Annotated in this window: 14 protein-coding genes and 2 pseudogenes; 6 read left to right on the top strand and 10 right to left on the bottom strand. The window is 72.7% G+C overall.

Features of this window, described 5'->3' with window-relative positions; genetic code table 11:
• Positions 1 to 24: 24 nt before the first annotated feature.
• The 6 genes from sbnA (at position 25) to ACWGJO_RS22850 (ending at position 14,769) form a co-directional block, all read left to right on the top strand.
• Positions 25 to 1,008 (top strand): 2,3-diaminopropionate biosynthesis protein SbnA, encoded by a 984-nt coding sequence (sbnA, locus tag ACWGJO_RS22875; protein WP_452186320.1) that lies wholly within the window; start codon positions 25 to 27, stop codon positions 1,006 to 1,008.
• Positions 1,005 to 11,654, top strand: a complete 10,650-nt coding sequence (locus ACWGJO_RS22870) for an amino acid adenylation domain-containing protein (RefSeq protein ID WP_452186318.1) — start codon at positions 1,005 to 1,007, stop codon at positions 11,652 to 11,654. The genes sbnA and ACWGJO_RS22870 overlap by 4 nt, the downstream gene beginning before the upstream one ends.
• The gene (locus ACWGJO_RS22865; protein ID WP_452186316.1) at positions 11,651 to 12,430 is read left to right on the top strand and encodes an ABC transporter permease; all 780 of its coding nucleotides are present in this window, start codon (positions 11,651 to 11,653) and stop codon (positions 12,428 to 12,430) included. Before ACWGJO_RS22870 ends, ACWGJO_RS22865 begins: the two co-directional genes overlap by 4 nt.
• Before the next feature lie 56 nt (positions 12,431 to 12,486).
• A complete protein-coding gene (locus tag ACWGJO_RS22860) occupies positions 12,487 to 12,705 on the top strand; it encodes an MbtH family protein (RefSeq protein WP_452186314.1) in 219 nt (72 codons plus the stop codon).
• Positions 12,706 to 12,733: 28 nt separating this feature from the next.
• Entirely contained in the window at positions 12,734 to 13,708 is a 975-nt protein-coding gene (locus tag ACWGJO_RS22855) for an ATP-binding cassette domain-containing protein (protein ID WP_452186312.1), read from the top strand.
• Positions 13,709 to 13,830: 122 nt separating this feature from the next.
• On the top strand, positions 13,831 to 14,769 hold the full coding sequence (locus ACWGJO_RS22850) for an ArsR/SmtB family transcription factor (protein ID WP_452186310.1): 939 nt from the start codon (positions 13,831 to 13,833) through the stop codon (positions 14,767 to 14,769).
• Between the two features lie 383 nt (positions 14,770 to 15,152).
• Here the strand turns inward: ACWGJO_RS22850 and ACWGJO_RS22845 are convergent.
• The 10 genes and pseudogenes from ACWGJO_RS22845 to ACWGJO_RS22800 form a co-directional block, all read right to left on the bottom strand.
• Positions 15,153 to 15,586 (bottom strand): annotated as a pseudogene (locus tag ACWGJO_RS22845) (transposase); the annotation flags it as partial.
• 4 nt (positions 15,587 to 15,590) lie between these two features.
• Positions 15,591 to 15,878: pseudogene (locus ACWGJO_RS22840) on the bottom strand (IS200/IS605 family accessory protein TnpB-related protein); the annotation flags it as partial.
• 239 nt (positions 15,879 to 16,117) lie between these two features.
• Positions 16,118 to 16,645 carry a flavin reductase family protein gene (locus tag ACWGJO_RS22835; RefSeq protein ID WP_452186308.1) on the bottom strand — a complete coding sequence of 176 codons (528 nt, stop codon included), beginning with the start codon at positions 16,643 to 16,645 and terminating at the stop codon, positions 16,118 to 16,120.
• The gene (locus tag ACWGJO_RS22830; protein WP_452186306.1) at positions 16,642 to 17,922 is read right to left on the bottom strand and encodes a cation:proton antiporter; all 1,281 of its coding nucleotides are present in this window, start codon (positions 17,920 to 17,922) and stop codon (positions 16,642 to 16,644) included. The genes ACWGJO_RS22835 and ACWGJO_RS22830 overlap by 4 nt, the downstream gene beginning before the upstream one ends.
• Before the next feature lie 38 nt (positions 17,923 to 17,960).
• Complete coding sequence (locus ACWGJO_RS22825; protein WP_452186304.1) at positions 17,961 to 19,511, bottom strand: tryptophan halogenase family protein; 1,551 nt, start codon at positions 19,509 to 19,511, stop codon at positions 17,961 to 17,963.
• A gap of 223 nt (positions 19,512 to 19,734) precedes the next feature.
• Complete coding sequence (locus ACWGJO_RS22820) at positions 19,735 to 22,254, bottom strand: FtsX-like permease family protein (protein ID WP_452186302.1); 2,520 nt, start codon at positions 22,252 to 22,254, stop codon at positions 19,735 to 19,737.
• Entirely contained in the window at positions 22,254 to 23,048 is a 795-nt protein-coding gene (locus ACWGJO_RS22815; protein WP_452186300.1) for an ABC transporter ATP-binding protein, read from the bottom strand. The genes ACWGJO_RS22820 and ACWGJO_RS22815 overlap by 1 nt, the downstream gene beginning before the upstream one ends.
• Positions 23,045 to 23,752, bottom strand: a complete 708-nt coding sequence (locus tag ACWGJO_RS22810) for a sensor domain-containing protein (protein WP_452186298.1) — start codon at positions 23,750 to 23,752, stop codon at positions 23,045 to 23,047. Before ACWGJO_RS22810 ends, ACWGJO_RS22815 begins: the two co-directional genes overlap by 4 nt.
• Entirely contained in the window at positions 23,749 to 23,982 is a 234-nt protein-coding gene (locus ACWGJO_RS22805) for a hypothetical protein (RefSeq protein WP_452186296.1), read from the bottom strand. Before ACWGJO_RS22805 ends, ACWGJO_RS22810 begins: the two co-directional genes overlap by 4 nt.
• Positions 23,979 to 24,344: an ArsR/SmtB family transcription factor gene (locus ACWGJO_RS22800; RefSeq protein ID WP_452186294.1), complete on the bottom strand. Its 366-nt coding sequence runs from the start codon at positions 24,342 to 24,344 to the stop codon at positions 23,979 to 23,981. Before ACWGJO_RS22800 ends, ACWGJO_RS22805 begins: the two co-directional genes overlap by 4 nt.
• Between the last annotated feature and the right edge of the window lie 30 nt (positions 24,345 to 24,374).

Here is a 24,374-nt window from a genome sequence, read left to right as displayed (position 1 = left end):
CGCGCCGTGGGTGGGAGTCGTCCTGTGCCAGTCATCAACACGCCCCAGGAATTCAACGTCGACGACCTCTACGTCGACCTCCAGTGGCTATCCGGCCACCCGCTCTACCTCAAGTGCGAGGGATTCAACTTCGCCGGTTCGATCAAACTCAAGGCCGCCGCCGAGATGCTCGCCGCGGCCGAGCGGGCCGGGCGGCTGTGCGCCGGAGCCCGCCTGGTCGAGAGCTCCTCGGGCAACATGGGCATCGCCATCAGCCTGATCGCGGCCGCCCGCGGCTACCGCTTCACCTGCGTCACCGACTCCCGCTGCACCGTGGCGGCCCGCCGACTGATGCGGGCCCTGGGTACCGAGGTGCTCGTGGTCACCGAGCCGGACCCGGTGGACGGGCTGCTGGGCGCCCGGCTGGCCGAGGTGCGCCGGCTCTGCGACGGTCCCGACGGTTACATCTGGCTCAACCAGTACGCGAACGAGGGCAACTGGCTGGCCCACTTCCAGACCACCGGACCGGAGGTGCTCAAGAGCTTCCCGGCCCTGGACGTGGTCTTCGTGGGCGCCGGGACCACCGGGACGCTGATGGGGTGCGCCCGCTACCTGCGTCAGGCCAAGCCCTCGGTCAAGGTAGTGGCGATCGACAGCGTGGGGTCGGTGACCTTCGGGACGCCGGCATCGCCGCGTTCGATCCCGGGTCTGGGCGCCGGAGTCCGGCCGCAGATCCTCGACGAGGACTTCGTCGACGAGGTCGTGCACATCGCCGAACCGGACACCCTGCGCACCTGCCGCCGGCTCTCCGCCCGGGGATTCCTGTTCGGCGGTTCGACCGGGACCGTGGTGGCCGGCGCGGCGGCCTGGCTGAGGGCCAACGACCCCGACCGGTCCGCCACCGCGGTCGCCATCTCCCCGGACCTGGGCGACCGCTATCTGGACACCATCTACAGCGACGAGTGGGCCGCCGAGACCTACGGGATCGACCTGGCCACGAGCGCGCCGACCGTGAGGAGCGCATCATGACCGGACCCACGGCAGCGGGCCTGGCCCTCTCGGCCGGCCAGGCCGACATCTGGTTCGACGAGAAGCTCAGCGGAGGCGGCAGCGCCTACAACACCGCCGGCTACCTGGACATTCGGGGCCCGCTCGACGTCGCCCTGTTCCGGCGCGCCGCACGGCAGTTGGTCGAGGAGGCCGAGTGCACCCGGATCAGGGTGCGGGAGACGGCCGGCGAGCCCCGGCAGATCGTGGAGCCGCTGGCCGAGCTGCCGTTCCGGGTGCTGGAGCCGGCCGGCGAGCAGGCCGCGCTGGCCTGGATGCGGGCGGACCTGAACACCGCGTTCGACCCCGAGCGGGGCCCGCTGTTCCGGCTGGCGCTGCTGCGCCTGGACACCGGGCGGGCCCTGTTCTACATGTGCATCCACCACCTGCTCTGTGACGGCTACAGCCAGGTGCTCTTCTGGCGGCGGCTGTCGGAGATCTACCAGGCGCTGCTGGCCGGGCAGGACCCGAGCGCCGGGGCGCTGCCGCCGCTGGGTGTGCTGCTGGACGGCGAGCGGGCCTACCAGGAGTCCGCGCAGGTCGCGCGCGACGTCGAGTACTGGCAGCGCAGGTTTCCCGACACCCCGGAGCCGGTGACCCTGGCCGAGCGGGACGCCGAGTCGGGGCCCGGCTTCGTGCGCAGCCGCTTCGAGCTGGCGGGGCCCTCGGCGGAAAGGCTGCGCGAGGTGGCCCGGCAGTCCGCGGTGACCTGGCCGACCGTGGTGATGGCCGCCGTCGGCGCCTATACCTGGCGGCTGACCGGGGCGCGTGACGTGCTCCTCACGGTGCCGGTCACGGCCAGGGTGGGCGCGCGGATGCGGGCCGTCCCCGGCATGGTGGCCAACACCCTGCCGCTGGCCCTGCGGTTCGACCCCGGCACTGTGCGCGGCGAGCTGCTGCGGCAGGCCTCGCGCGAGTTCACCCGCGGCCTCAAGCACCAGCGGCTGCGGGTCAGCCGGATCCGCCGCGCGATGGGGCTGCGCAGCGACGACAAGCGCCCGTTCGGGCCGCTGGTCAACATCCTTCCGCAGCAGACCCGGCTCCCGCTGGGGCCGTGCGAGATGACGGTCAACAACCTCTCCACCGGCCTGATCGACGACTTCGAGATCACCGTGGTGGAGGCTGCCGGGCAGGGCCTGACCGTCCACCTCAGCGGCAACGACCGCCGGTACGACCAGGCGGAGATGGACGCGCACGCGGCCCGGCTGCGGCGGCTGGTCGAACGCTTCGTGGACCTCGGGCCCGCCACCCCGCTCGGCCAGCTGGACCTGCTGGCGGACGAGGACCGGGCCGCCCTGCTGCGCGCCGGCGCGGGCGCGCGGGTGGAGACCTCCACCGAGGGCCTGGTGGAACGGGTGCGGCAGGTGGCCGGCCGGCGCCCGGACGCGATCGCCGTGGCGGACCCGTCGGGCGCCCTGACGTACGGCCGGCTGGTCGCGGCGGCCGACGCCGTCTCCCGGCAGCTGCCGCGACCCGGCCTGGTGGCCGTACTGGCCTCGCCCGGGCGGGAGTTCGTCACGGCGGTGCTCGGCGTGATCGGCGCCGGCGGGGCGTACATCCCGCTCGACGTGCGGGCGCCGCGGGCCCGGCTCGCCGCGCTGATCGCGGACAGTGGCGCGGCCTGGGTGCTGGCGGACGCCGAGCACCACGCGCTGGCCGTCGAACTGGCCGCACTGGCGGGTGGCGCGGCCGAGCCGCTGCTGCTGGACGGCGAGCCGGACCCGGCACGGGAACTGTCCGAGCCGGTCGGTTCCGGCGACCACCTGGCGTACGTGATCTACACATCGGGGTCCACCGGCGCGCCCAAGGGCGCCATGGTGCACCGCGCCGGCATGGTCAACCACCTGCTCGGAAAGGTCGAGGACCTCGGCCTCACCGAGGCCGACACCGTGGTGCAGAACGCCCCGGTCACCTTCGACATCTCGGTCTGGCAGATGCTCGCCCCGTTCCTGGTCGGCGGCCGGGTGCGGATCGTCGACCGGGACACCGCGGCCGACCCCGACCTGCTCTTCCCGCTGACCACCGCCGAGTCGATCAGCGTGCTGGAAGTCGTCCCCTCGCTGCTGCGGGCGGCCCTGGACGCCTGGCAGTCCACCGGACAGCTCCCCGAGCTGCCCGGCCTGCGCCTGCTGATGGTGACCGGCGAGGCGCTGCCGGCCGACCTGGCCGCCCGCTGGACCGCCGCCTTCCCCACGATCCCGCTGGTCAATGCCTACGGGCCGACCGAGTGCTCGGACGACGTGACGCACGCGGTGATCACTCCCGACACCGAGCTGACCGGAGCAGGCGCGCCGATCGGCCGACCGTTGCGCAACACCCTGCTGTACCTGCTGGACGACGAGCTGCACCCGGTGCAGGACGGTGTGGCCGGTGACCTGTACGCCGCCGGGGCCGGCGTCGGCCGCGGCTACCTCGGCGACTCGGGCCGCACCGCCGCCGCCTTCCTCGCCGACCCGTTCGGGCCGCCCGGCACCCGGATGTACCGCACCGGCGACCGCGCGGTGCGGCGCCCCGACGGGCAGTTGGAGTTCCTGGAGCGCCGGGACCACCAGGTGAAGATCCGCGGCCACCGGATCGAGCTCGGCGAGATCGAGGCCGCACTGCGCCGCCTGCCGGGCCTGGCACAGGCCGCCGTGCTGGCCGTCCCCGACACCCAGGGCCGCCGGCAGCTGGTCGGCTACCTGGTGGCCGACGGCCCGGTCGCGCCCGAGCCGTCCGACGTCCGCCGCCGGCTGGCCGACGTCCTGCCCGACTACATGGTGCCGGCACACGTGAGAGTTCTGCCCGAACTGCCCTTGACCGCACACGGAAAGGTGGATCGCATGGCGCTGCCCGTACCGGACCTCGCCGCCCCCGCCGGCAACCGGCCGACCCGCACCCGCAACGAGGAGATCCTCTGCGGGGTGCTGGCCGAGGTGCTCGGCCTGGCCGAGGTCGGCGTGGACGACAGCTTCTTCGAGCTGGGGGGCGACAGCATCAGCTCCATCCAGGTCGTCAGCCGGGCCCGCCGGGCAGGCCTCGCCGTCACCGCGCGCGATGTCTTCGACTACCGCACCCCCCGGGCGATGGCGGCCGTAGCCGAGCCGGTGGGCAGCGACCCCGCGGACGCCCGCGGCATCGACGAGGGCCCGGGCGAGCTCGAACTGCTGCCCGTCGCCCACCAGTTGCGCGAGAGCCTGGAGAGCCTCGACCGTCCCGCGCGGGAGTACAGCCAGCACGTGGTTCTCGACCTGCCCGCCGGGATCGGCGAGCCCGAGCTGATCACGGCCCTGAATGCGCTCCTCGACCGGCACGAGGCGCTGCGCCAGAAGCTGTCCGTGCCGGTCGAGGGGCTCTGGACCCTGGAGGTGCTGCAGCCCGGCGCCGTCCCGGCCGAGCGGCTGCTCACCACCGCCAGCGCGACCGCGGCCCCGCTCGCCGACCAACTTGCCGAGCACACCGCCGAGGCCCGCGCCCTGCTGGCCCCCGAGGACGGCATGCTGCTGCGCGCGGTGCTGCTGGCCGGCGCCGCCGGGCAGCCGGACCGGCTGATCCTGGTCGGCCACCACCTCGCGGTGGACGGCGTCTCCTGGCGGATCCTGCTGCCTGACCTGCGCGAGGCCTGGGAGGACGCGGCGGCCGGCCGCGCCCCGGCGCTCGACCGGGTGCCGACCTCGCTGCGGCACTGGGGGCGGGCCCTGTCCGAGGAGGCGAGGAGCGCCTACCGTGTCCGTGAACTCCCCTTCTGGCGGCGCCAGTTGGAAGGAGTCGACGCTCCGCTGGGGATGCGCCCGCTGGACCCGTCCCGGGACGTGTGGGCCACTGCGGGCCACCTGCGGGCCGAGCTGACGACCGAGCTGACCCAGCACCTGCTGACCACCGTGCCGGCCGCCTTCCACGCCGAGACCAACGACCTGCTGCTGACCGCCCTGGCGCTGGCCGCGGCCGACTGGCGCCGCCGCAGGGGAGTGCCGCAGTCCGACCTGCTGGTGGAGATCGAGGGTCACGGCCGCGAGCAGCTGGGCACCGAACTCGACCTGTCCCGCACCGTCGGCTGGCTCACCAGCGTCTACCCGGCCCGGCTGGACGCGGGCGAGACCGACTGGGCCGACCTGTGGGCCGGCGGCCGCTCGGCCGGTGCCGCGCTCAAGCGGATCAAGCAGCAGCTGCGCGAACTGCCGGGCCGAGGCTTGGGGTTCGGACTGCTGCGGCACCTCAACCCGCAGACCCAGGCGGTGCTGTCCCGGCTCGCCACCCCGCAGCTCGGGTTCAACTACCTGGGCCGTTTCACCGGCACGGCGGGCCTGTCGGCCGCCGGCGAGGCCGTGGTCGGCCTGGGCGCCGCGCCGCAGACGCCGCTGCGCCACGTGGTCGAGCTGTCCGCGGTGGCCGAGGAACGCGCCGACGGCCCGGTGCTGGTGGTCCAGTGGGACTGGGCCGGGGAACTGCTCGTCACGGACGAGGTCGAGGACCTCGCCGCCACCTGGCAACGGGTGCTGGAGGCTCTGGTTGCCCACGCCGCGGCCGCCGGCGCCGGCGGCCGCACCCCCTCGGACTTCCCTCTGGTCACCTTGACCCAGGCCGAGGTGGAGTCTTTCGAGCGATCCGCCGGCCCGCTGGCCGATGTGCTGCCGCTGACCGCGCTGCAGCAGGGCCTCTTCTTCCAGGCGGAGTTCGACCGGGAGGGCGTGGACCCGTATACCCTGCAGATCGCCGTGGACGTGGCGGGCGAGCTGGACCCGGCCCTGCTGCGCGCCTCGGCCGAGGCACTTCTGCGCCGCCACGACAACCTGCGGGCCGCGTTCCTCACCCGCGCCGACGGAGAGCCGGTGCAGGTGGTGCCGCAGAGCGTGCGGCTGGGCTGGTCCGAGCAGGACCTCACCGACCTCGCCGGCCCGGCGCAGCAGCGGCGGCTCGCCGAACTCACCGACGAGGAGCTCTCCCGGCGGTTCGACCTGGCCAGCCCCCCGCTGGTCCGCTTCACCGTGCTGCGCCTGGGCGCCGAGCGCCACCGGCTGCTGTGGAGCGTGCACCACGCGCTGGTGGACGGCTGGTCGATGGCGATCTTCGCGCAGGAGCTGTTCACCCTCTACGCCAACGGCGCCGACCTGTCGGTCCTGGCACCGGTGACCCCTTACCGCGACTACGCGGCCTGGTTGGAGACGACCGACGAGGAGGCCGACCGTGCCGCCTGGAAGGGCGTGCTGGACGGCGTCGACGAAGGGACGCTGCTGGTCCCGGGCGCCGGCGCGGCCGAACCGGCCCTGCCGCAGGAGCTGTTCGCCGAGGTGGACGAGGAGCTCACCGCGAGGCTGACCGCCTGGGCGGGCCGCCACGGACTGACCCTCAACACCGTGGTGCAGGGGGCCTGGGCCGTGCTGCTGGGTGAGCTCACCGGCCGGCGCGACGTGCTGTTCGGCTGCGTCGGCTCAGGCCGCCCGGCGGAGCTGGCGGGGGTGGAGTCGATCGTCGGGTCCTTCCTCAACACGCTGCCGGTCCGGGTCCGCCTCGACCGGGGCGGCTCGGCGGCCGCGCTGCTGAGCGAGCTCCAGGAGCAGCAGTTCACACTCGCCGACCACCAGCGGACCGGCCTCGCCGAACTGCAGCAACTCGTCGGCGTCGGCGAGCTGTTCGACACCGTGGTGAGCTTCAACAACTACCCGATGGCCGATGTCTCCAGTCTGGACGGCCTGGTCCCCGGGTTGAGCTTCCTGGCCGGCGAGGCCAGGGTGGTCGCCTCCTACCCGTTCGCGCTCTCGGTCTACCCGGGCAGCACGCTGCGCCTGCACGTCCAGTACAGCCCGTCCGCCTTCGAACGGGAGGCCGCGCGGGACATCACCGAGCGGTTCGTGCGGCTGCTGTCGGACCTGGTCTCCCGGCCCGGCGTCCGGACGGCCGAACTCTCGGCGCTGACGGAGGACGAGCGGAAGACGATCCTGCGCAGCTGGGGCGGCACCGTCACCGCGGACCCGCGGACCGTGGTCACCGAGCGGTTCGAGGTCCAGGCCGCCCGCCGCCCGCAGGCGCCCGCGGTGCTCTTCCGCGGCACCGAGCTGGGCTACGGCGAACTCAACGCCCGGGCCAACCGGCTGGCCCGCCTGCTGATCGACCGCGGCATCGGCCCCGAGCAGACCGTGGCCCTCGCCCTGCCGCGCGGCCCGGAGGCGGTCGTCGCCACCCTCGCGGTGCTCAAGGCCGGGGCGGGCTTCCTGCCGATCGACGCGGACTACCCGGCGGACCGGATCGCCTACATGCTCACCGACGCCGCTCCGGCCGTCCTGCTGACCGACGCCGCATCGGCCGCCGTGCTCCCCGTACAGGGGGTGCCGGTGCTGCTGTCGGACGCGCCGCGGACCGCCGCCGAACTGGCTCTGCTGTCCGGCGCCGACGTGACGGACCGCGAGCGCACCGCGCCGCTGCTGCCCTCGCACCTGGCCTACACCATCTACACCTCCGGCTCGACCGGACGCCCCAAGGGCGTCATGGTGGACCACCGCGGCTTCGCCGCGATGGTCGCCTCGCTGGTGCGCCGCTTCGGCCTGGGCGAGGGCGACCGGGTCCTCCAGTTCGCCTCGCTCAGCTTCGACGCCTCGGTCTGGGAGCTGGGGCTGGCGCTGCTCAACGGCGGCGTGCTGGTCGTCGCCGACGAGGAGAGCCGCACCTCCGGACAGCCGCTGGCGGAGCTGCTCACCGCGGCCGGGGTCACCATGGCCGGACTGCCCCCCGTGGTGGCGGCAGCGCTGCCGGCGGAGGCTGAACTGCCGGCCGGCCTGACCATCGCGGTGGCGGGCGAGGCCTGCCCGCCCGAGGTGGTCGCCCGACTGGCCGACCGTGTGCGGCTGTTCAACGGGTACGGACCGACCGAGGCCGTGGTCGCCGCCACCGTTGCCGGGCCGCTGCGGGCCGACGCCGGCCGGCCGCCGATCGGCAGCCCGACCGCCGCGCACCGGGTGTACGTGCTGGACGGCGCGCTGCGCCCGGTCGGGGTCGGCGTGGCCGGGGAGCTGTACCTCGGCGGCGGGCTGGCCCGGGGCTACCTGAACCAGCCTGCGCTCACAGCCCAACGCTTCGTCGCCGACCCGCACGGCCCGGCCGGGGAACGGATGTACCGCACCGGCGACCTGGCGCGCTGGCTGCCGGACGGCCAGCTCGACTTCCTCGGCCGGTCCGACGACCAGGTCCAGCTGCGCGGCTTCCGGATCGAGCTCGGTGAGATCGAGTCGGTGCTGGCCGGGCACCCGTCGGTGTCCGGTGCTCTGGTGACTCTTCGTCAAGAGAGTTCCGGCGGCGGCCGGCTGGTCGCCTACGTGGTCGGCGACCATGCGGGCCGCGGGCTGGAGGGTGAACTGCGACGGCGCGTCGCTGAGACCATGCCCGAGCACATGGTGCCCGCAGCCGTGGTCCTGCTGGAGCGCTGGCCGCTGACCCCGCAGGGCAAGGTGGACCGCAACGCGCTCCCGGCGCCGGACTTCGCCGGGCGGGCGGGCGGCCGCGCCCCGCGCACCCTGACGGAGGAGATCCTCTGCGGCATCTTCGCGGACGTGCTGGAACTGCCCCGGGTGGGCATCGACGACGATTTCTTCGCGCTGGGCGGGCACTCGCTCCTGGCCACCCGGGTGATCGGCCGCGCGCGCCGCCTGCTGGGGGTCGAACTGCCGATCCGGGCCCTGTTCGAGGCCCGTACGGTGGCCGTGCTGGCCGCCCGGGTAGCCGGCGCGGACGAGGCCAGGCCGGAGGTGCGGGCCCGGGCGGGTGCAGCGGTCGGCGGGATCGTGCCGCTCTCGTACGCCCAGCGCCGACTCTGGTTCGTCCACCGGATGGAGGAGGGCGGCCGGAGCACCTACAACGTGCCGCTCGCGCTGCGGATCCGCGGTGGGCTCGACCTGGACGCCCTGCAGTCCGCCCTGCGCGATCTGGTGACCCGCCACGAGGTGCTGCGCTCGGTCTTCCCGCACCAGGATGACGTGCCCTACCAGCAAGTCCTGGACGCCCCGGCCGGCGACCCGGTGCTGGCGGTGAGTCAGATCCCGGAGGCGGAGCTGGCCGCCGCGCTCACCGCCGAGGCCCGGGCGGGCTTCGACCTGCTGGTCGAACCCGCCCTGCGGACCCGGATCTTCAGCCTCGGCGGCGATGAGTACGTGCTGCTGCTGGTGTTCCACCACATCGCCTTCGACGGCTGGTCCATCGCCCCGCTGGTCCGCGACCTGGGGGTGGCCTACGAGGCCCGGGCCGCAGGCAGGCAGCCCGGCTGGAGCCCGCTTCCCGTGCAGTACTCGGACTTCTCGCTCTGGCAGCGCGAGGTGCTCGGCGGCGAGGACGACCCCGACAGCGTGCTGTCGCGCCAACTCGACTACTGGCGCGCCGAACTGGCCGGTCTGCCGGAGGAGCTGGAGCTGCCCGCCGACTTCCCCCGGCCCGCGGTGAGCAGCCATGACGGCGGGGGCGTCGACTTCGACGTGGACCCCGCGCTCTACGCAAGCCTCGGGGAGATCGCCCGGGAGTCCGGCGCGACCGTCTTCATGGTCCTTCAGGCGGCGTTCGCAGCCCTACTGACCCGGCTCGGTGCCGGCACGGACATCCCGCTCGGCAGCCCGATCGCCGGCCGGACCGACGACGCGCTGACCGACCTGGTCGGCACCTTCATCAACACCCTGGTGCTGCGCACCGACACTTCGGGCGACCCGGCCTTCCGCACCCTGGTGGACCGGGTCAGGGAGACCGACCTGGCTGGCTACGCCCACCAGGACCTGCCCTTCGAGCAGATCGTCGAGGCGGTCAACCCGACCCGCTCGCTCGGCCGGCACCCGCTCTTCCAGGTGATGCTGGTCCTGCAGAACAACGCGGAGGCGCCCGCCGCACTGCCCGGACTCCGGGTCGGTGCCGAGCCGGTGGAGACCGGCACGACCAAGTTCGACCTGCGCCTGCAGTTCGACGAGGTCCACGTCGACGGCCGGCCGACCGCCCTGCGCGGACTGCTGGAGTACGCGACCGACCTCTACACCGAGACCACCGTCCGGGCGCTGACCGAGCGACTGCTGGGGGTGCTGCGCACGGTGGCGGCAGACCCGCAGGTCCGGCTCTCCCGGATCCCCGTCATGGACGAGCCGGAGCGCCGGCGGATCCTCGACGAGTGGAGCGGCGTGGGTGTGCCGCTCGACCTGCCCGACCTGGCCGGGCTGCAGCCGGCGGCCATCGCCGCGCTGCGGGTCCTGCTGCTGGACGCCGAGCTCGAACCGGTGCCGGCGGGCGTGACCGGCGAGCTCTGCCTGCTCGGTGAGCCGGCCGAGCTGGAGCACCTGCGCAGCGTCGCGCGCGGCGCGGATCTGCTGGTGGCCGGCCCGTACGGCGGGCCCGGGGCGCGACTGTTGCGGACCGGCGTCGCGATGCGCTGGGACCACCGGGGCCGACTGGTGCCCGCACCATCCGGGCCGTCCGCACCGTTGGGCCCGGATGCGATCGAGGCCGCGACCGGGCCGGACCGACCGGCGCGGACCGCCCCCGCGGTGTCGATCGGCCCGTTGGCCCCGCGGACCCGCACCGAGGAGGTGCTCAGCGGGATCGTCACCAAGGTGCTCGGCCTGGACGCGCTCGGCGTCGACCAGGTCTTCTTCGAACACGGGATGGACAGCATCCGGTCGATGCAGGTGGTCAGCCAGGCCAGGAAGGCCGGGCTGCAACTCAGCATCGCCGATGTCTTCGCGCACCAGACGACCGAGCTGCTGGCGGCGGCGGTGGACCGGCGCGCGGAACCGGTCCGGCAGGCCCCGCCCCGGGGATCGGTGATCGGCCAGGTCTTCCACGAGCTGGACGCCAAGGAGGACACCGACCCGTTCGCGACCGTGCTCGCCCTCCGGCCCGGCGGCGACCGGCCGCCGCTGTTCTGCCTGCACAGCGGCGTCGGCTTCGCGCTGCCGTACCTGGGGCTGGCCCGGCACATCGGCGCCGAGTACCCGATCTACGGGGTCCAGGCTCCCAGCATCACCGAACTCGCGCCGCTGGCGGACGATCTGCGCTCGATGGCCGCCGAGTACGTGAAGATCATCCGCAGGGTCCGCCCGGAGGGCCCCTACCACCTGCTCGGCTGGTCCTTCGGCGGTTCGCTGGCCTACGAGATCGCCGTCCAGCTCCAAGAGGCGGGCGCGGAGGTGGGCCTGCTGGCCAACCTCGACTCCTACCCGCGCACCGCCGCGCAGGAGGAGGGCGACGACCAGTCCCTGCTGGGCTGGGTGGTCGAACTCGTCGGGCAGGACAAGGCCGCCTTCGCCGGCCGCGAGCTGACCCCGGACGACGTGGTGGCCGTGCTCCAGCAGGGCGACAGCCCGATGGCGCGCCTGGGCACCGAACGGGTCTTTGCGATGCTGCGTTCGATGCGCAACAACGGGGCGCTGCTGAACGGCTTCGAACCGCGTCCCTTCAAGGGCCGGATGCAGCTCTTCGTGGCCTCGGCGAACCTCTCGCCGGAGCAGGTCGAGCAGCAGGCCGCACGCTGGCGTCCGCACGTCGATGGCGGCGTGGACGTGCACCAGGTCCCGTGCAGCCACGACTACATGATGCATCCGGATCCGCTGGCCCTGATCGGCGGCGCGGTGGCGGCCGAACTGCAGCGGGCGCACCTGACCGCGGCGCTGCGGGCCGGTGGTGCCTCGTGAAGCGGTTGGCGGTCGAGGCGTCGGCCGTGGCCGGACGCCGGCTGCGGCACCTGCGGCGGGCACCGGGCAGGTTCCTGGGCATCACGCTCAACCCGCTGCTGTCGATGCTGGTGCTCGGGATCCTGTTCCAGAAGTCCGCCACGGTGCCCGGCGGTGGGAACTACCAGGAGTACGTCTTCGCCGGCGCCGTGGTCCAGGCCGGGCTGGCCGGGGTCGGCCCCACCGCGATCGCGGTCGCCTCCGACGTGCGCGGCGGGATGGCGGACCGCTTCCGGTCGATGCCGATCGGCCGCTCCGCGGTGCTGCTGGGGCACACTGCGGCCGACTTCCTGGTCGGCCTCGGCGGCCTCGCGGTGCTGACGGTCTTCGGGGCGCTGCTCGGCTGGCGCCCGCACGGCGGCATCGGCGAGACGCTCGGGGCCTTCGCCCTGGCGGCGGCGTTCGGCTACGCCATGCTCTGGGTCGGGGTGGTGCTGGGCCTGGTCTCCCGCAGTCTGGAGACCATCAGCTCGATCACCCCGCTGGTGGCCACCGTGCTGCCGTTCCTGTCCACCGCCTTCGTGGCCCCGCAGAACCTGCCGGGCTGGCTGCGGCCGGTCGCCGAGTGGAACCCGGTCAGCGTGGTGGCCCAGACCTGCCGCAGGCTCTGGCACAGCGGCGGGGGCACGACCGACTTCCCGTCCAGCCATCCCGTTCCGGTGCTCGCCCTGACGCTTGGGCTGACCCTGCTGCTCAGCGCCTCCTTCGGGCTGCGGCGCTACCGCACGGCGGCCTGAGCCCAGGCTCCGAGCACCCGTCCGAACCGACCGAACCCACCCGTGGAGCGTGCGACATGAGCAACCCCTTCGACGACCAGGACGGGTCCTTCCTGGTCCTGCGCAACAACGAGGAGCAGTACAGCCTCTGGCCGGCCTTCGCGGCCGTACCCGAAGGCTGGACGGTCGCCCTGGAGAACACCGACCGGGCAGCGGCGCTGGAGTGGGTCGAGAGCCACTGGACCGACCTGCGCCCGCGCAGCCTGCGCGAGCCCGCCGCCGGCCAGGGCTGCTGACCGGCCGAGACGAGCAGGGGGAAGGCCGATGGAATTCGCGATCGAGGCGGTGGGGCTGCGCAAGCTCCACCGCACCACCCAGGCGCTGGACGGCCTGGACCTGACCGTGCGCACCGGCAGCGTGCTGGGCCTGCTCGGTCCTAACGGGGCCGGCAAGACCACCACCGTCCGGGTCCTCTCCACCCTGCTCGCCCCGGACTCCGGTACGGCCCGGGTGGCTGGCCACGACGTGGTCCGGGAAGCGCCGCAGGTCCGCCGAAGGATCGCCCTGGCCGGTCAGTACGCCGCCGTGGACGAGCTGTTGACGGCGCGTCAGAATCTTGTCCTGATCGGCACCCTGCTGCACCTGGGCCGTCGCCAGGCACGCCACCGGGCGGCCGAACTGCTCGCCGAGTACCAGCTGACCGAGGCCGCCGACCGCCCGGTCGGCACCTACTCGGGCGGCATGCGGCGGCGGCTCGACCTGGCGAGCTGCCTGGTGCGGCGGCCCGAGGTGCTCTTCCTGGACGAGCCCACGACCGGCCTCGACCCCGTCAGCCGCAACCTGCTCTGGAAGGTGGTGCGCGGCCTGGTGGCGCAGGGCGTCACAGTGCTGCTGACCACCCAGTACCTGGAGGAGGCCGACCAGTTGGCCGACCGGATCGCGGTGGTCGCCGACGGCAAGGTGGTCGCCGACGGCACACCCGACCAGCTGAAGAGCAAGGTCGGGCAGGTCCGGCTGGAGATCGCCGTGTCGGACCCGGCCGATCTGCCCGCCGCGCTCGGCGCGCTGGCACCGCTGTCGACCGGTGAGCTGTCGCTGGACCGGGCCCGCGGGCTGGTCGCGCTCCCGGTGGACGGGGGCATGGCCGTGGTCGCCGCGGCGGCGGCCCTGCTGCGGGACGCCGGCGTCGCGGTCGGCGACTTCGGCCTGCGCCAGCCGACGCTGGACGACGTGTTCCTCCGGCTCACCGGCGCGACGGCCCGGCCCCGGGCCGACCGGGCCCCGGACAGGGCCGTCTAGCCGTCCAGGACCGAGCGGTTCCAGCCCGATCCAGGGCCTGTTTCAGCAGTCCCACCGGGCCTGCCCCGAAACAGGCCCTTCGCTTTTGTGTCGTCTTCGAGAGATCCGTAACGGGGGCCGTCATGCAGAGAATCCACTTCACCGTCGCCGACCTCGCCAGAGTCCGGGTACGGAGCACTCTCGGCCCGTTGGCCGAGGGCGTGTTCGCGCTCGGCGCGCTCGACCGGCGGGGTTCGGCCGAGTTCGCGGGCTGGCGCACCCGGACAACCAGACAGCTGCGCGAGCAGCCGCAGTTCGCGCTGCGGCGCAGGCTCCGGGACCCGGACGACCTGCTCGCCCTGCTGGAACAGGGCACCGACGGAGGCCCCGAGCCTCGACTGCCGGCGGCCTCGGGCCTGACCACCGCGGAGGGGACGGCGCTGGCACTGAGCACCTGGCGGATCGCCACCGCGCCCTACTGGGAGCGCATCCAGGCCCGGCTGGACGACGAGTGCGACGCCTCCGGGCGGATCGTGATGACCGGCGGGGTCCAGATGCTGCTGGCCACGCTGCACCCGCGGATCGTCTGGCGGCCGCCGGTGCTGGAACTGCTGGACGGTCCCGAGCAGGACGTCCACCTGGACGGCCGTGGCCTGCTGCTGGTGCCGTCGGTCTTCCTGGCCGGCCGGGTCTGCCGGCTGATCGAGGCGACCCAGGACAGCGGGGCGCCGGCGCTGGTCTATGCGCTCAGCGTGGGCACGGGCGACGCCGCCGCCCTGTGGAACGACCCGGACGACGGCGCCGAGGCGCTGGGCGCGCTGGTGGGTCTGACCCGCGCGGCCGCGCTGCGGGCGCTGACCGCGAGCTGTACCACCGGCGAGCTGGCCGCGCGGCTCGGCATCTCCTCAGCGGGCGCCAGCCAGCACGCCACGGTGCTGCGGCAGTCGGGGCTGATCACCACGCGGCGGGTGAACAACAGCGTGCTGCACTCCGTCACCCCGCTGGGTCGCGCCCTGCTCGGCCACCGGCTGCGCCAGTCGGCCGCGGCCGGCCCGGTCCGGCGCCGCTCCGCCGTGCACTGAGCGCCGGTGCCCGGCGGAACGCCGAACCGTTCCTGAACAGTGATCAGGAGTGACCGTGAAGATCGACTCTGTCACTGCGCGCATCCCGAACGGTTTCGGGTGCGCTGGTCGCCCGCGTTCTTTGGTTCCCTGTCCGGGCGTGCGGCTCTCGGCTGCGGTCCGTGACGGGGCGGCGGGTTTCCTCACGTCCTCGGGTACCTGGTCCGGCCTGGGCGGTCCGATGCCCGTGCACATCGCTCTGGTGTGCGCGGGGCGGTGTCGTCCGTCGCCGGATCGGGTGTCCGAGGGCGCGTCGTCCGATGGCCACCGCTGCCGCCTGGTGGCGGCTGGTGGCGGCTGGTGGCGCGGGTCTTCGTGGTGAGACATCCCATGGCGTAGGGATGTCAAGCTGCGGCCGGGAGGGTTGCGTGGTGTGACCACGCGGTGGCCTCGTCGTAGAGGGTGCGGGTCTTGAGACAGCCGTGGAGGATGCCGACGAGGCGGTTGCCGAGCTGGCGGAGGGCGGGGTTGTAGTCCAGGTCCCGGGCTCGTTGCTTGTCGTAGTAGCGGCGGGCGCCGGGTGAGCTCTGCAGCGAGCAGAACGCCTGGCGTGCAGGGCGTCTGCGAGCCGGTTGTTGCGGACGTAGCGGGCCTGGACGGTGTGGGTCCTGCCGGAGGCGCGGGTGATCGGGCTGGTGCCGGCGTAGTTCTTGCGGGCTTTGGCACAGGTGCACCGGGTGGGGTCGTCCCCGAACTCGGCCAGCACCCGGGCGCCGGTGATCTCGCCGATGCCGGGCATCGACAGGTAGATCTCAGCGTCCGGGTGCGCGAGGAAATGCGCCCCACTGCGCATGTGTCGCCCCGGTGACCGACCCCGCCCAGCGGGACGACGATTCGGCCGTCAGCTCCCGCTTCCGCGCCGCCCACGTATCGGTGGAATGCTCCAGACCGTCGGCGCAGCGCGCCTTGAGATCGCGGGAGGCCAGCGAGCCCATGCGCTCACCGATCAGCCGCAGAACCTTCTCATCCTCCGCCGTGAGGCCCTTCAGCCGGTCCCGTATGCGCACACCGCCGGCAGGATCGGCCACGAACGGCCGGGCGATCTGCCGCAACGTCTTCTTCTCGGACACGGCAAACCACCTCCCCGACGAACGATCCGGGTACAGGACACGAGCACCCTGCACACGCCATCAGAGCGCCACAAAATCAATCAAATGGCACATTTTCTGCACATCCGACAGCGCCGCCAAACAGACCTTATGGGCACTCAGTGACACTCAACCGCCAGCGGTTCGCCACCCCGCCCGTGACCCCGAACCCTCCTCCGCTCCGGCAGAGGGGGGTTCGGGGTCACGGGCGGGCGGTCCGGTCAGGCCGCGTCCGCGAGCTCGGGCCAGCCGCGGAACTGCCGTGCGCCGTACAGCAGCGGGGGCAGCGGACGGTGCGGGGTGATCCGGCGGACCAGGCCGAAGACGACCACGTGGTCGCCGAGCCGCTGGGTCAGCGAGACCTCGCAGTCGGCGATGGAGTGCGCGTCCGTGACCAGGTGGGGCCCGCCGGCGCCCGGCAGATCCTCCCAGTCGACCAGGTCGAACCGGTGCGGATCGCCGGAGGCGAACAGTTCGGCGGTCGAACGGGCCTCGGCGTGCAGCAGGTTGACGGCGAACGCACCGGTGCCCAGCGCCGCGTCCAGGGTGGGGCTACCGCTGCGCAGGCAGACCAGCAGGGTGGGTGGTTCCAGCGCCACACTGCACACCGAGGAGCAGGTCATGCCGCGGGGCCGGCCCCCGTACTCGAAGGCGCTCACCACACTGACCCCGGTGGGGAAGGTGCTCATCATGTCGCGGAAACCGGTGCCGGTGGCGGCGGGCGGGCTCTCGATCGCGGGTTCGCTCACCGTGTGTTCCCTTCCAGGTCGAGGGGGAGGAGCTCCACCGCGCGGCGGCGCTGCTCCCGGCGTTCGAGGGCTCCCAGCAGCGGGCCGGTGGCGGCCGTGGTGACCAGGGTCATCACCAGCAGGCACCGGACCGTGTCGGTGGGCAGGATCCCGCTGCTCAGCGCGACCTGGAGGACGATCAGCTCGGTCAGCCCCCGGGTGTTCATCAGGATGCCGACCCGGATCGCGACCGGTCGCGACTCGCCGCCCAGGCGGGTGCCGACGTAGCCGCCCAGCCCCTTGCCGAGGAAGGCGAGCAGCAGGGTCAGCAGGACCAGCGCCCAGGGCAGCGAACCGATCCCGTCGCTGAGCACGGTGATCCCGGTGGTGACGAAGAAGGCCGGCACGAGCACCTTCCCCGCCCGGGTCACCGAAGCGATCACCGGCTGCCAGCGCCGGTGGTCGCCGGTGGGGAGGGCCAGGCCGACCAGGACGGCGCCGAGCAGCGCGGTCATCCCGAGCTGGGCCATCGCCGTCGCCGAGGCGAGCGCCGCGGCGCCCACGGCCACCGCCGTGGCGGTCGGTCGGCGCTCGACGAACCGGGTGGCGGGCCCGGTCCGCAGCAGGGCGCCGAGTGCCGTCGTCGCCAGCGCGGCGCCGGCCAGTGTGGTCACCGAGCGCAGCGAGTCGGACGGGTTGCCGCTGCGGAGGCTGAGCGCGACGGTCACCAGCAGCCAGCCGAGGCTGTCCACCAGGATGCCGGCGGTCAGGGCGAGCCGCCCGGCGCGCGATCCGGTCAGGTTCCGTTCGGCCAGCATCCGCGCCAGCACCGGGACGGAGGAGATCGACATCGCTACCGCGGTCATCAGTACGAAGGCCGGCAGCGGGGCGCTGCCGCGGACCGTCCCGGGCCCGTCCCACGCGACCAAGGCGCCGGCCAGCAGCAGGCCGCTCAGCAGCGGCAGGGCGAGCGCGCCCAGCGTGGTCCAGGCGACGGAACGGCGCCCGGGGCCGTCGGGCTTGATGCGCAGCTCGTGGGCGAGCCCGACCATGAAGAGGGCGATGCCCGCCTGGGCGGCCAGCTTGAGGAGGTCGAAGGTCTGCGCGGGGAGCAGGGTCTGGATTCCGTCGCGCCCGAGGAAGAGGACCACGGCGGGCCCGGCCAGCAGGCCCACCGTGACCTCACCGATGACCTCGGGTTGGCGCAGCGCCCGGGCGGCGGCCCGGCCCACGGCGGCGATCAGCAGGATCGCCGCCAGGGCCGCGGCCGTGCGGGCCGGCGTGAGTAAGGTTTCCACGGCTTGTGAAGCCAGGCTCATCACTGGAGAGCAGCCCCTCAGTGCAGCCGGGCGAAGAAGTCGTAGGCGCGCGGCAGGACCGAGACCAGGTGGTCGGTCTTCTCCCGGATCTGCCGGAACTCCTCCAGCGCCGCGCCGCTGTCGGTGAGGCTCAGCGCGGGCGAGGCTTGCACCGGGATGCCGCCGGTGCCGAGCAGTATGCACTGGTACGAGTACGGCGGGAGGCCGTGATAGTACGGGAAGATCGTCTCGCTGGTGGGGAGCTGGACCTTCCACTGCTCCAGGCGCTCGGCCATGCCCTCGGGCAGCGGGCGGGTCTTGGCGTCCCGCCAGTACTGGGTGTCCGACCGCTGCGCGCCGATGTAGTGCAGGACCAGGAACTCGCGCACGCCGTCCATCACGTGGGCGATGGCGTCGTTGTAGATGTCCCGCTGCACCGGGTTCCAGTCCGCGGACGGGAAGTTCTTGGTGAGCTGCTCGATCGCGTGGTGGATGAAGAAGATGCCGGTGGACTCCAGCGGCTCGACGAATCCGCTGGAAAGACCGATGCCGATGCAGTTCTTCACCCAGGAATTGCGGCTGCGGCCGATCCGCATGCGAATGTGATTGGCCTCGACATCGGCCGCGGCCGGGCCGACGAATTCCCGCAGGGTGCGCTCGGCATCCTCGGGGGAGAGGTAGTCCTTCGCGTAGACGTACCCGGTGCCGACCCGGCCCATCAGCGGAATGGTCCAGATCCAGCCGGCCTCTTGGGCGGTGGCCGTGGTGCACGGGCGGATGCCGCGCTTGTCCATGTCCATCGGGACCTGGAGGGCCACCGCGCTGTCGTTGGGCAGGGTGTCCGAGTAGGAGATGAACGGTTCCTCGAGCGCCTTGTTGAGCAGCAGCCCGCGGAAGCCGGTGCAGTCGATGAAGAGGTCGCCGCCGAGGTCGCCGTGCTCGGCCGTGCGGACCGAGGTGATCCAGCCGCGGTCGTCCTGGACGACCTCCTGCACGTTGTCGATGATGTGCCGCACGCCGCGCGAGGTGGAGTACTCGGCGAGGAACTTGGCCAGGAGCGCGGCCTCGAAGTGGTAGGCGTAGGGGAACTGGACCTTGCCCTGGTGCTCGGACATGGTCAGCCCGTGCGCCTCCTTGGACCCTTCGACGAACTCCTGCTCGAAGAGGCTGCCGTCGAGGTGGCGCGGGCTGCGCTCGGCGTCGATGAGCGAGGCCATCACGAAGCAGTCCCGGTCGAACCGGTCCGAGGGCTGCTCCTTGAGCCACCACTCGGTGAGCGAGTGCCCGTTGACCGTCGGCATGTGCTCGAACGGGTGGTAGAAGTGGTGCCCGGGCTTGCGCCAGTTCTCGAACCGCACCGCCAGCTTGTAGGTGGCGTTGCAGGACGGCATCCAGTCGGCCTCCTTGAGGCCGAGGAATTCGAAGAAGTGCCGGATGTCGCTGAAGGTGGCTTCTCCGACACCGATCGTGCCGACCTGACCGGATTCCACCAGGGTGATGTTGACGCGCTCCCCGAAGGCGGCCTTGAGATACGAAGCCGTCATCCAGCCGGCCGTTCCCCCGCCCACGATCACAACATTGTCCAGCATTCGTTGCTCCCGACTCTGTGTGGCTGCCGAATGTGCCCCGGTGAGGGCGCCATGGGAAAGGAGTCTAGGTATCGCCGAATAGCCGGAGGATGCCGTTAAGTGATGGGTGAAAAGCCCTGATGGGAAGAGGAGCCGGGGTATTGGCGGGTAGTCCGTGAAACCCGTCCGGACCCGCGCCCGGGGGCGGGCGCGGGTCCGGATCGGCGGGTGGTCGGGCCGGCTGTCAGGTGGCCGCGATGACCTCGGCCGGCCGGGTGCGCAGGGTCATCCGGGTCGGCAGCAGGGTCGCCGCGAAGGTCAGCACGCCGACCGAGCCGATCACCGCGAGGTAGATCCAGAGCGACCCCTGCGGCCAGGGCGTGCCGTCCAGTGCCAGGCTGAACGGCACCAGGGTGGCCACGCCGACGAGCGTGCCCAGGAAGGCTCCGGAGACCGCGACCAGCAGGGCCTCGACGGTCATCATCCGCAGGATCTGCGCGGTCGTGGAGCCCACCAGCCGTTGCAGCGCGAATTCCCGGCGCCGCTCGGCGGCCGAGATGATCAAGGTGTTGACCAGCGAGATCACGGCATAGCCGACGATGGTGCCGGCCAGCAGGTAGTTGATCCAGGCGCTGGTGCCGCTGTCGCCCGCCTGGGCCTGCGCGGAGCTCAGCTCGGTCATCCGCAGGCTCCCGGGCACGCCGCCGACGCCGGCCAGTGGACCCCGGAGCCCGTCGGGCGCGGTGCCCGGGTCGGTGCTGACGAGGATCTGCGGCACCAGCCCGGTGCTGGTGTGCGCCAGTAGCAGGTCCGCGGGCAGGAAGGCGGTGTCGAAGCCGGGCTTGGCCTCGAAGGAGCCGACCACCCGCAGCGGCACCGACGCGCCGTCACCGAGCTGCAGCACCACGGTGCTTCCGACCCCCTGGCCCTTCTTCGAGGTCCACGAGGTGGGCAGGACAACGCTGTCGCCGGTCAGCTGGGCGAAGGAGCCGGCGGTCGGCCTCACGGTGAGCACCTGTTCGGCGGCGCTGCCCGCCACGCCCGTCACCGGCAGCTTGTTGACGCTGCCGTGGTCGTGCTCGGTGGCCGGCACGACCTGGAAGGCCTCGCTGGTGAGGTACGCCGAGGCGGCCCGCACGCCGGGCAGCGCGGCGATCTGTTCGACGGTCTGCGGCTGCATCCCGCCCGTGCTGGAGCTCACCACCGCGTCGGCCGCCAGCAGCTGGGTGGAGATCTGGTGCGCGACCAGGGATTGCGAGGTCTGCAGGTAGATCAGGGCGGTGGCCAGCCCGGTGGCCAGCATGACCGGGGTAACGGCGCCGGCCACCCGGATCCGACGGGCCTTGGCGTTGCGCACGGCCAGGTACCCGGACAGTCCGCCGAGGCGCAGCAACGGGTGCAGTACCGCGGTCAGCACCCGGGTCAGCCCGGGTGCGATCAGGGCCAGGCCCCCGGCCCAGAGCATCGCGGACGGGCCGGCGGTGCTGGCCGCGATGGTCCCGTGCATCACGGTCGCGGTGACGATCGCCAGCGCCGTGCCGCCCGCGAAGCAGAGCAGGGCGAGCAGCAGTCGTGGCGTGCTCAGCCAGCGGCGCTGCAGCGCGGCCTCGGCGAGCGCCTCGGCGGGCCGGGCCTTGGCCGCGCCGCGGGCCGCGATGAACGCGGCGCCGACCGCGGAGAGCAGCGACACCACGCCCGCGACCAGCATCGGGATCCAGCCCTCGTGGTAGACCACCTGCGGTGCGATGACGCCGCCGTCCGCCAGCCGCGCCAGCATCCACTCGCCGGCGTACCAGCCGGGGAGGAGCGCGACCAGGGACGCGGCCAGCGCGATCACCAGGGTCTCGCCCACCACCATCCGGCGCACCTGCTGGGGCGTGGTGCCGATCGCGCGCAGCAGGGCCATCTCCCGCTGGCGCTGCTGGGCCAGCAGCGCCAGGGTGCTGCCCACCACGAACACCGCGACCAGGACGGCGATCCCGCCGAAGACCGCGGACATCGAGATCAGCCGGGTGGGCGCGGCCAGCGCGTCGGGGAACTCTGCGGTGCCGCGGTCGTCGCCGCTCAGTACCACGGCCGACTTGCCGGCCACGGCGGTCTTGAGCGCCTGCTTCAGGGCGCCGTAGTCGGTCGTCGACGGGACGACGGCGATCGAGTCCACCTGGCCCGCGTGGCCCAGCAACACGCCGGCCTGCTGGTCGGAGAAGTAGAACGCCGAGGTGTCGACCGTGGCGCCGGCGGCCACGCCGCTGACCCGGAACGCCTGTTGGCGGCCGGCCACGGCCAGCTGGACCCGGTCCCCGGTCCGTACGCCCAGGCGCTTGGCCAGTGCGTCGTCCAGGAGCACCTCGTCGGACGCGCTCGGCGCCTTGCCCTCGCGCGGCGTGTAGCCGGCCAGCTGCCCGGCGGACCAGCCGTGGCCCTCCAGATCGGTGCCCGCGGCCGGGTGCGCCCCGTTCAGCGGGACGACCGGGAAGCTCAGGTCGGGGACGGCCTGCTGGACGCCCGGGAGGTGCTGGACCGTCGTCACCAGGTCGTCGGCCAGCCGGACCTGGGCGGGCAGGATGTCGCGGCCGGTATGCTGGTCGCCGGTGACCACGAACCGGGCGGCGGCCAGCCGCTGCGGCGGCACGGCGCCCCGGATGCCGGTCTCCATCAGACCGCCGCAGGCGAGCAGGATGGTCGCGCCGAAGAAGAGCGCGATGAAGGAGGCGAGGAAGCTGCCCTTGCGGAAGGCCAGCGACTGCATCGCGATGCGGAACATCAGCGTGCCACCTGCCCGGCGCGGGCGCCCAGGTGGGTCATCTGCTCGGCGATCTGCTCGGGGGCGGCGCCGCGGAGCTCGTGCGAGATCCGGCCGTCGACGAGAAAGAGCACCCGGTCCGCGTAGGAGGCGGCCACCGGGTCGTGGGTGACCATGATCGCGGTCTGCCCGCCCTCGTGCACGGCCGTCTGCAGCAGGTGAAGGATCTCCCGCGCGGTCCTGGTGTCCAGTGCGCCGGTCGGCTCGTCGCCGAAGATGACGGCCGGCGAGGTGACCAACGCCCGTGCCACTGCGACGCGTTGTTGCTGTCCGCCCGAAAGCTCGCCGGGCCGACGGTCGGCCAGGTCGGCGAGGCCGACCTGGTGCAGCGCCTCGGCGATCCGGGCCCGGTCCGGCCTGCGCCCGGCCAGCCGCAGTGGCAGCGCGACATTGTCACTGACTGTCAGGGCCGGAAGCAGGTTGAAGGCCTGGAAGATGAAGCCGATCCGGTCCCGACGCAGCTCGGTCAACGCGCGTTCGTTGAGCGCACCGAGGTCGTGCCCGTCCAGCGTGACCGAACCGGAGGTGGGTCGGTCCAGGCCCGCCGCGCACTGCAGCATGGTGCTCTTGCCGGAGCCCGAGGGGCCCATGACGGCGGTGAAGGTGCGGCGGCTGAAGCCGATGGAGACCTGGTTGAGGGCGACGACCTTGTTGCGTTCGTTCCCGTAGGTCCGGCTGACCGAGCTGAGACGGACGACGTCGTCCGGGCTGTGCGAATCGGTGCTTTCCACTGGGTCCCCCTGGTGACGGATCATTGGACCGGCCGGTTGCTGGAGTCGCTGACTGCGAGGCCGTTTTCGGTGAGCATGTGCTTGGCCTCGGCGAGCGGATCCGCTGCGGGACCGAGCAGGGAACGTGCGACGTGCGCGTGGAGCAGGGCCGCCCCAGTCACCAGATAGCTGCAGTACGGGGCCAGGCCCGCGGCGACGACGGCGGAGACGACGGAGGTGACGAGGCTGTCGGACCAGGCGAACAGCACACCGCCGTCCGGAACGGCCCAGTACCAGGCCGGAGAGGTGATGCTGCCGAGCACGCTGAACCAGACGATCAGCACCGCGGCGTCGAGGACCAGCAGCGGGGGGAAGAGCACGACCAGGTACACGCAGTCGCGCCAGGTGCTCGGATCGCGCCAGCGGGTCCGGAGGGCGGACATGACCCCGGGGGTCGGAACCGGCCGGTATCGGGCCGGGATCGGGCCCACCAGCGGGCGGGCGCGCAGCCGTTCGAGCCGGGCGCAGCCTCGGACGAAGGCCGCCGCCCCGACGAGCAGGGGCAGGCCGATCAGGGTGACGTTGAGGACCGCGGAGACCACCAGGGCCGCGAGGGTCAGGGCGAACATCACCGGGGCGAGCGGCAGGTAGCCGAGGAGGTAGGCGGTGGCGACCCAAGGGCTGCGGGACAACAGCATGCGCAGCGGCCGCCGGTCGACGGGAAGGGGTAACCGATCGGTCAGGCTCACTCGACGCTCCGCAGGAGTTCCTCGACGGCGCCCAGGCGCGCGGTCAGCTCGGCAAGTCGGTCGTTCAGCACTTCCTGCTCGACGACGGCCTGTTCGGCGAGCCGCCGGTAGCCGGCCATGGCCACGGCGTCGGACCGGTGCCGCTGCAGGGTGAAGTACGCGACGGTGCTCGCGGTGATGCCGCCGATGACGGTCAGGGTGATCAGGAGGGCGATGATGCCACCGCTCATGGCGAGATCCTCTTTGTTTTGTCGTCGACTACCGCTTGTTCGTTGACCCGGTCCTCGTGCAGGGCGGCGAGGACGGTCTCCGGGGTCAGATGCACGTCGAAGGGTGCCAGACGGAATATCTTCATGGCCTTGCCGTCGGAGGACAGCTCCAACCGCCCGATGATCAGGCCGGCCTTCTCGAGCCGCTCCAGGTGCATGTACAGAAGCGGTCTCGACAGGCCGAGCCGACGTGCCAGTTCGCTGACGTGCACGTCGCCCTGGGACAGTGCTTCGATGACTCGCAATCGCTGTGCGTGTCCCAGTGCGGCGAGCAGAGCCAGCAGCTCCTCGCTGGTCAGGGCGCACACTCCCTTCGCGGTCACCAACACCTGTTAGTTCAGTCTGACAGGTGT

Source organism: Kitasatospora sp. NPDC054795 (genome assembly GCF_053611565.1).
Note: the sequence above shows the minus strand (reverse complement) of the source record. Positions and strands in the feature narration are given on the sequence as shown.

What these genes read in the sequence shown, in the direction of transcription:
- ACWGJO_RS22850 (WP_452186310.1), top strand. Translation starts at nt 13,831, where the DNA reads ATGCAGAGAATCCACTTCACCGTCGCCGACCTCGCCAGAGTCCGGGTA.
- ACWGJO_RS22870 (WP_452186318.1), top strand. Translation starts at nt 1,005, where the DNA reads ATGACCGGACCCACGGCAGCGGGCCTGGCCCTCTCGGCCGGCCAGGCC.
- ACWGJO_RS22855 (WP_452186312.1), top strand. Translation starts at nt 12,734, where the DNA reads ATGGAATTCGCGATCGAGGCGGTGGGGCTGCGCAAGCTCCACCGCACC.
- ACWGJO_RS22860 (WP_452186314.1), top strand. Translation starts at nt 12,487, where the DNA reads ATGAGCAACCCCTTCGACGACCAGGACGGGTCCTTCCTGGTCCTGCGC.
- ACWGJO_RS22820 (WP_452186302.1), bottom strand. Translation starts at nt 22,254, where the DNA reads ATGTTCCGCATCGCGATGCAGTCGCTGGCCTTCCGCAAGGGCAGCTTC.
- ACWGJO_RS22825 (WP_452186304.1), bottom strand. Translation starts at nt 19,511, where the DNA reads ATGCTGGACAATGTTGTGATCGTGGGCGGGGGAACGGCCGGCTGGATG.
- ACWGJO_RS22815 (WP_452186300.1), bottom strand. Translation starts at nt 23,048, where the DNA reads ATGATCCGTCACCAGGGGGACCCAGTGGAAAGCACCGATTCGCACAGC.
- ACWGJO_RS22805 (WP_452186296.1), bottom strand. Translation starts at nt 23,982, where the DNA reads ATGAGCGGTGGCATCATCGCCCTCCTGATCACCCTGACCGTCATCGGC.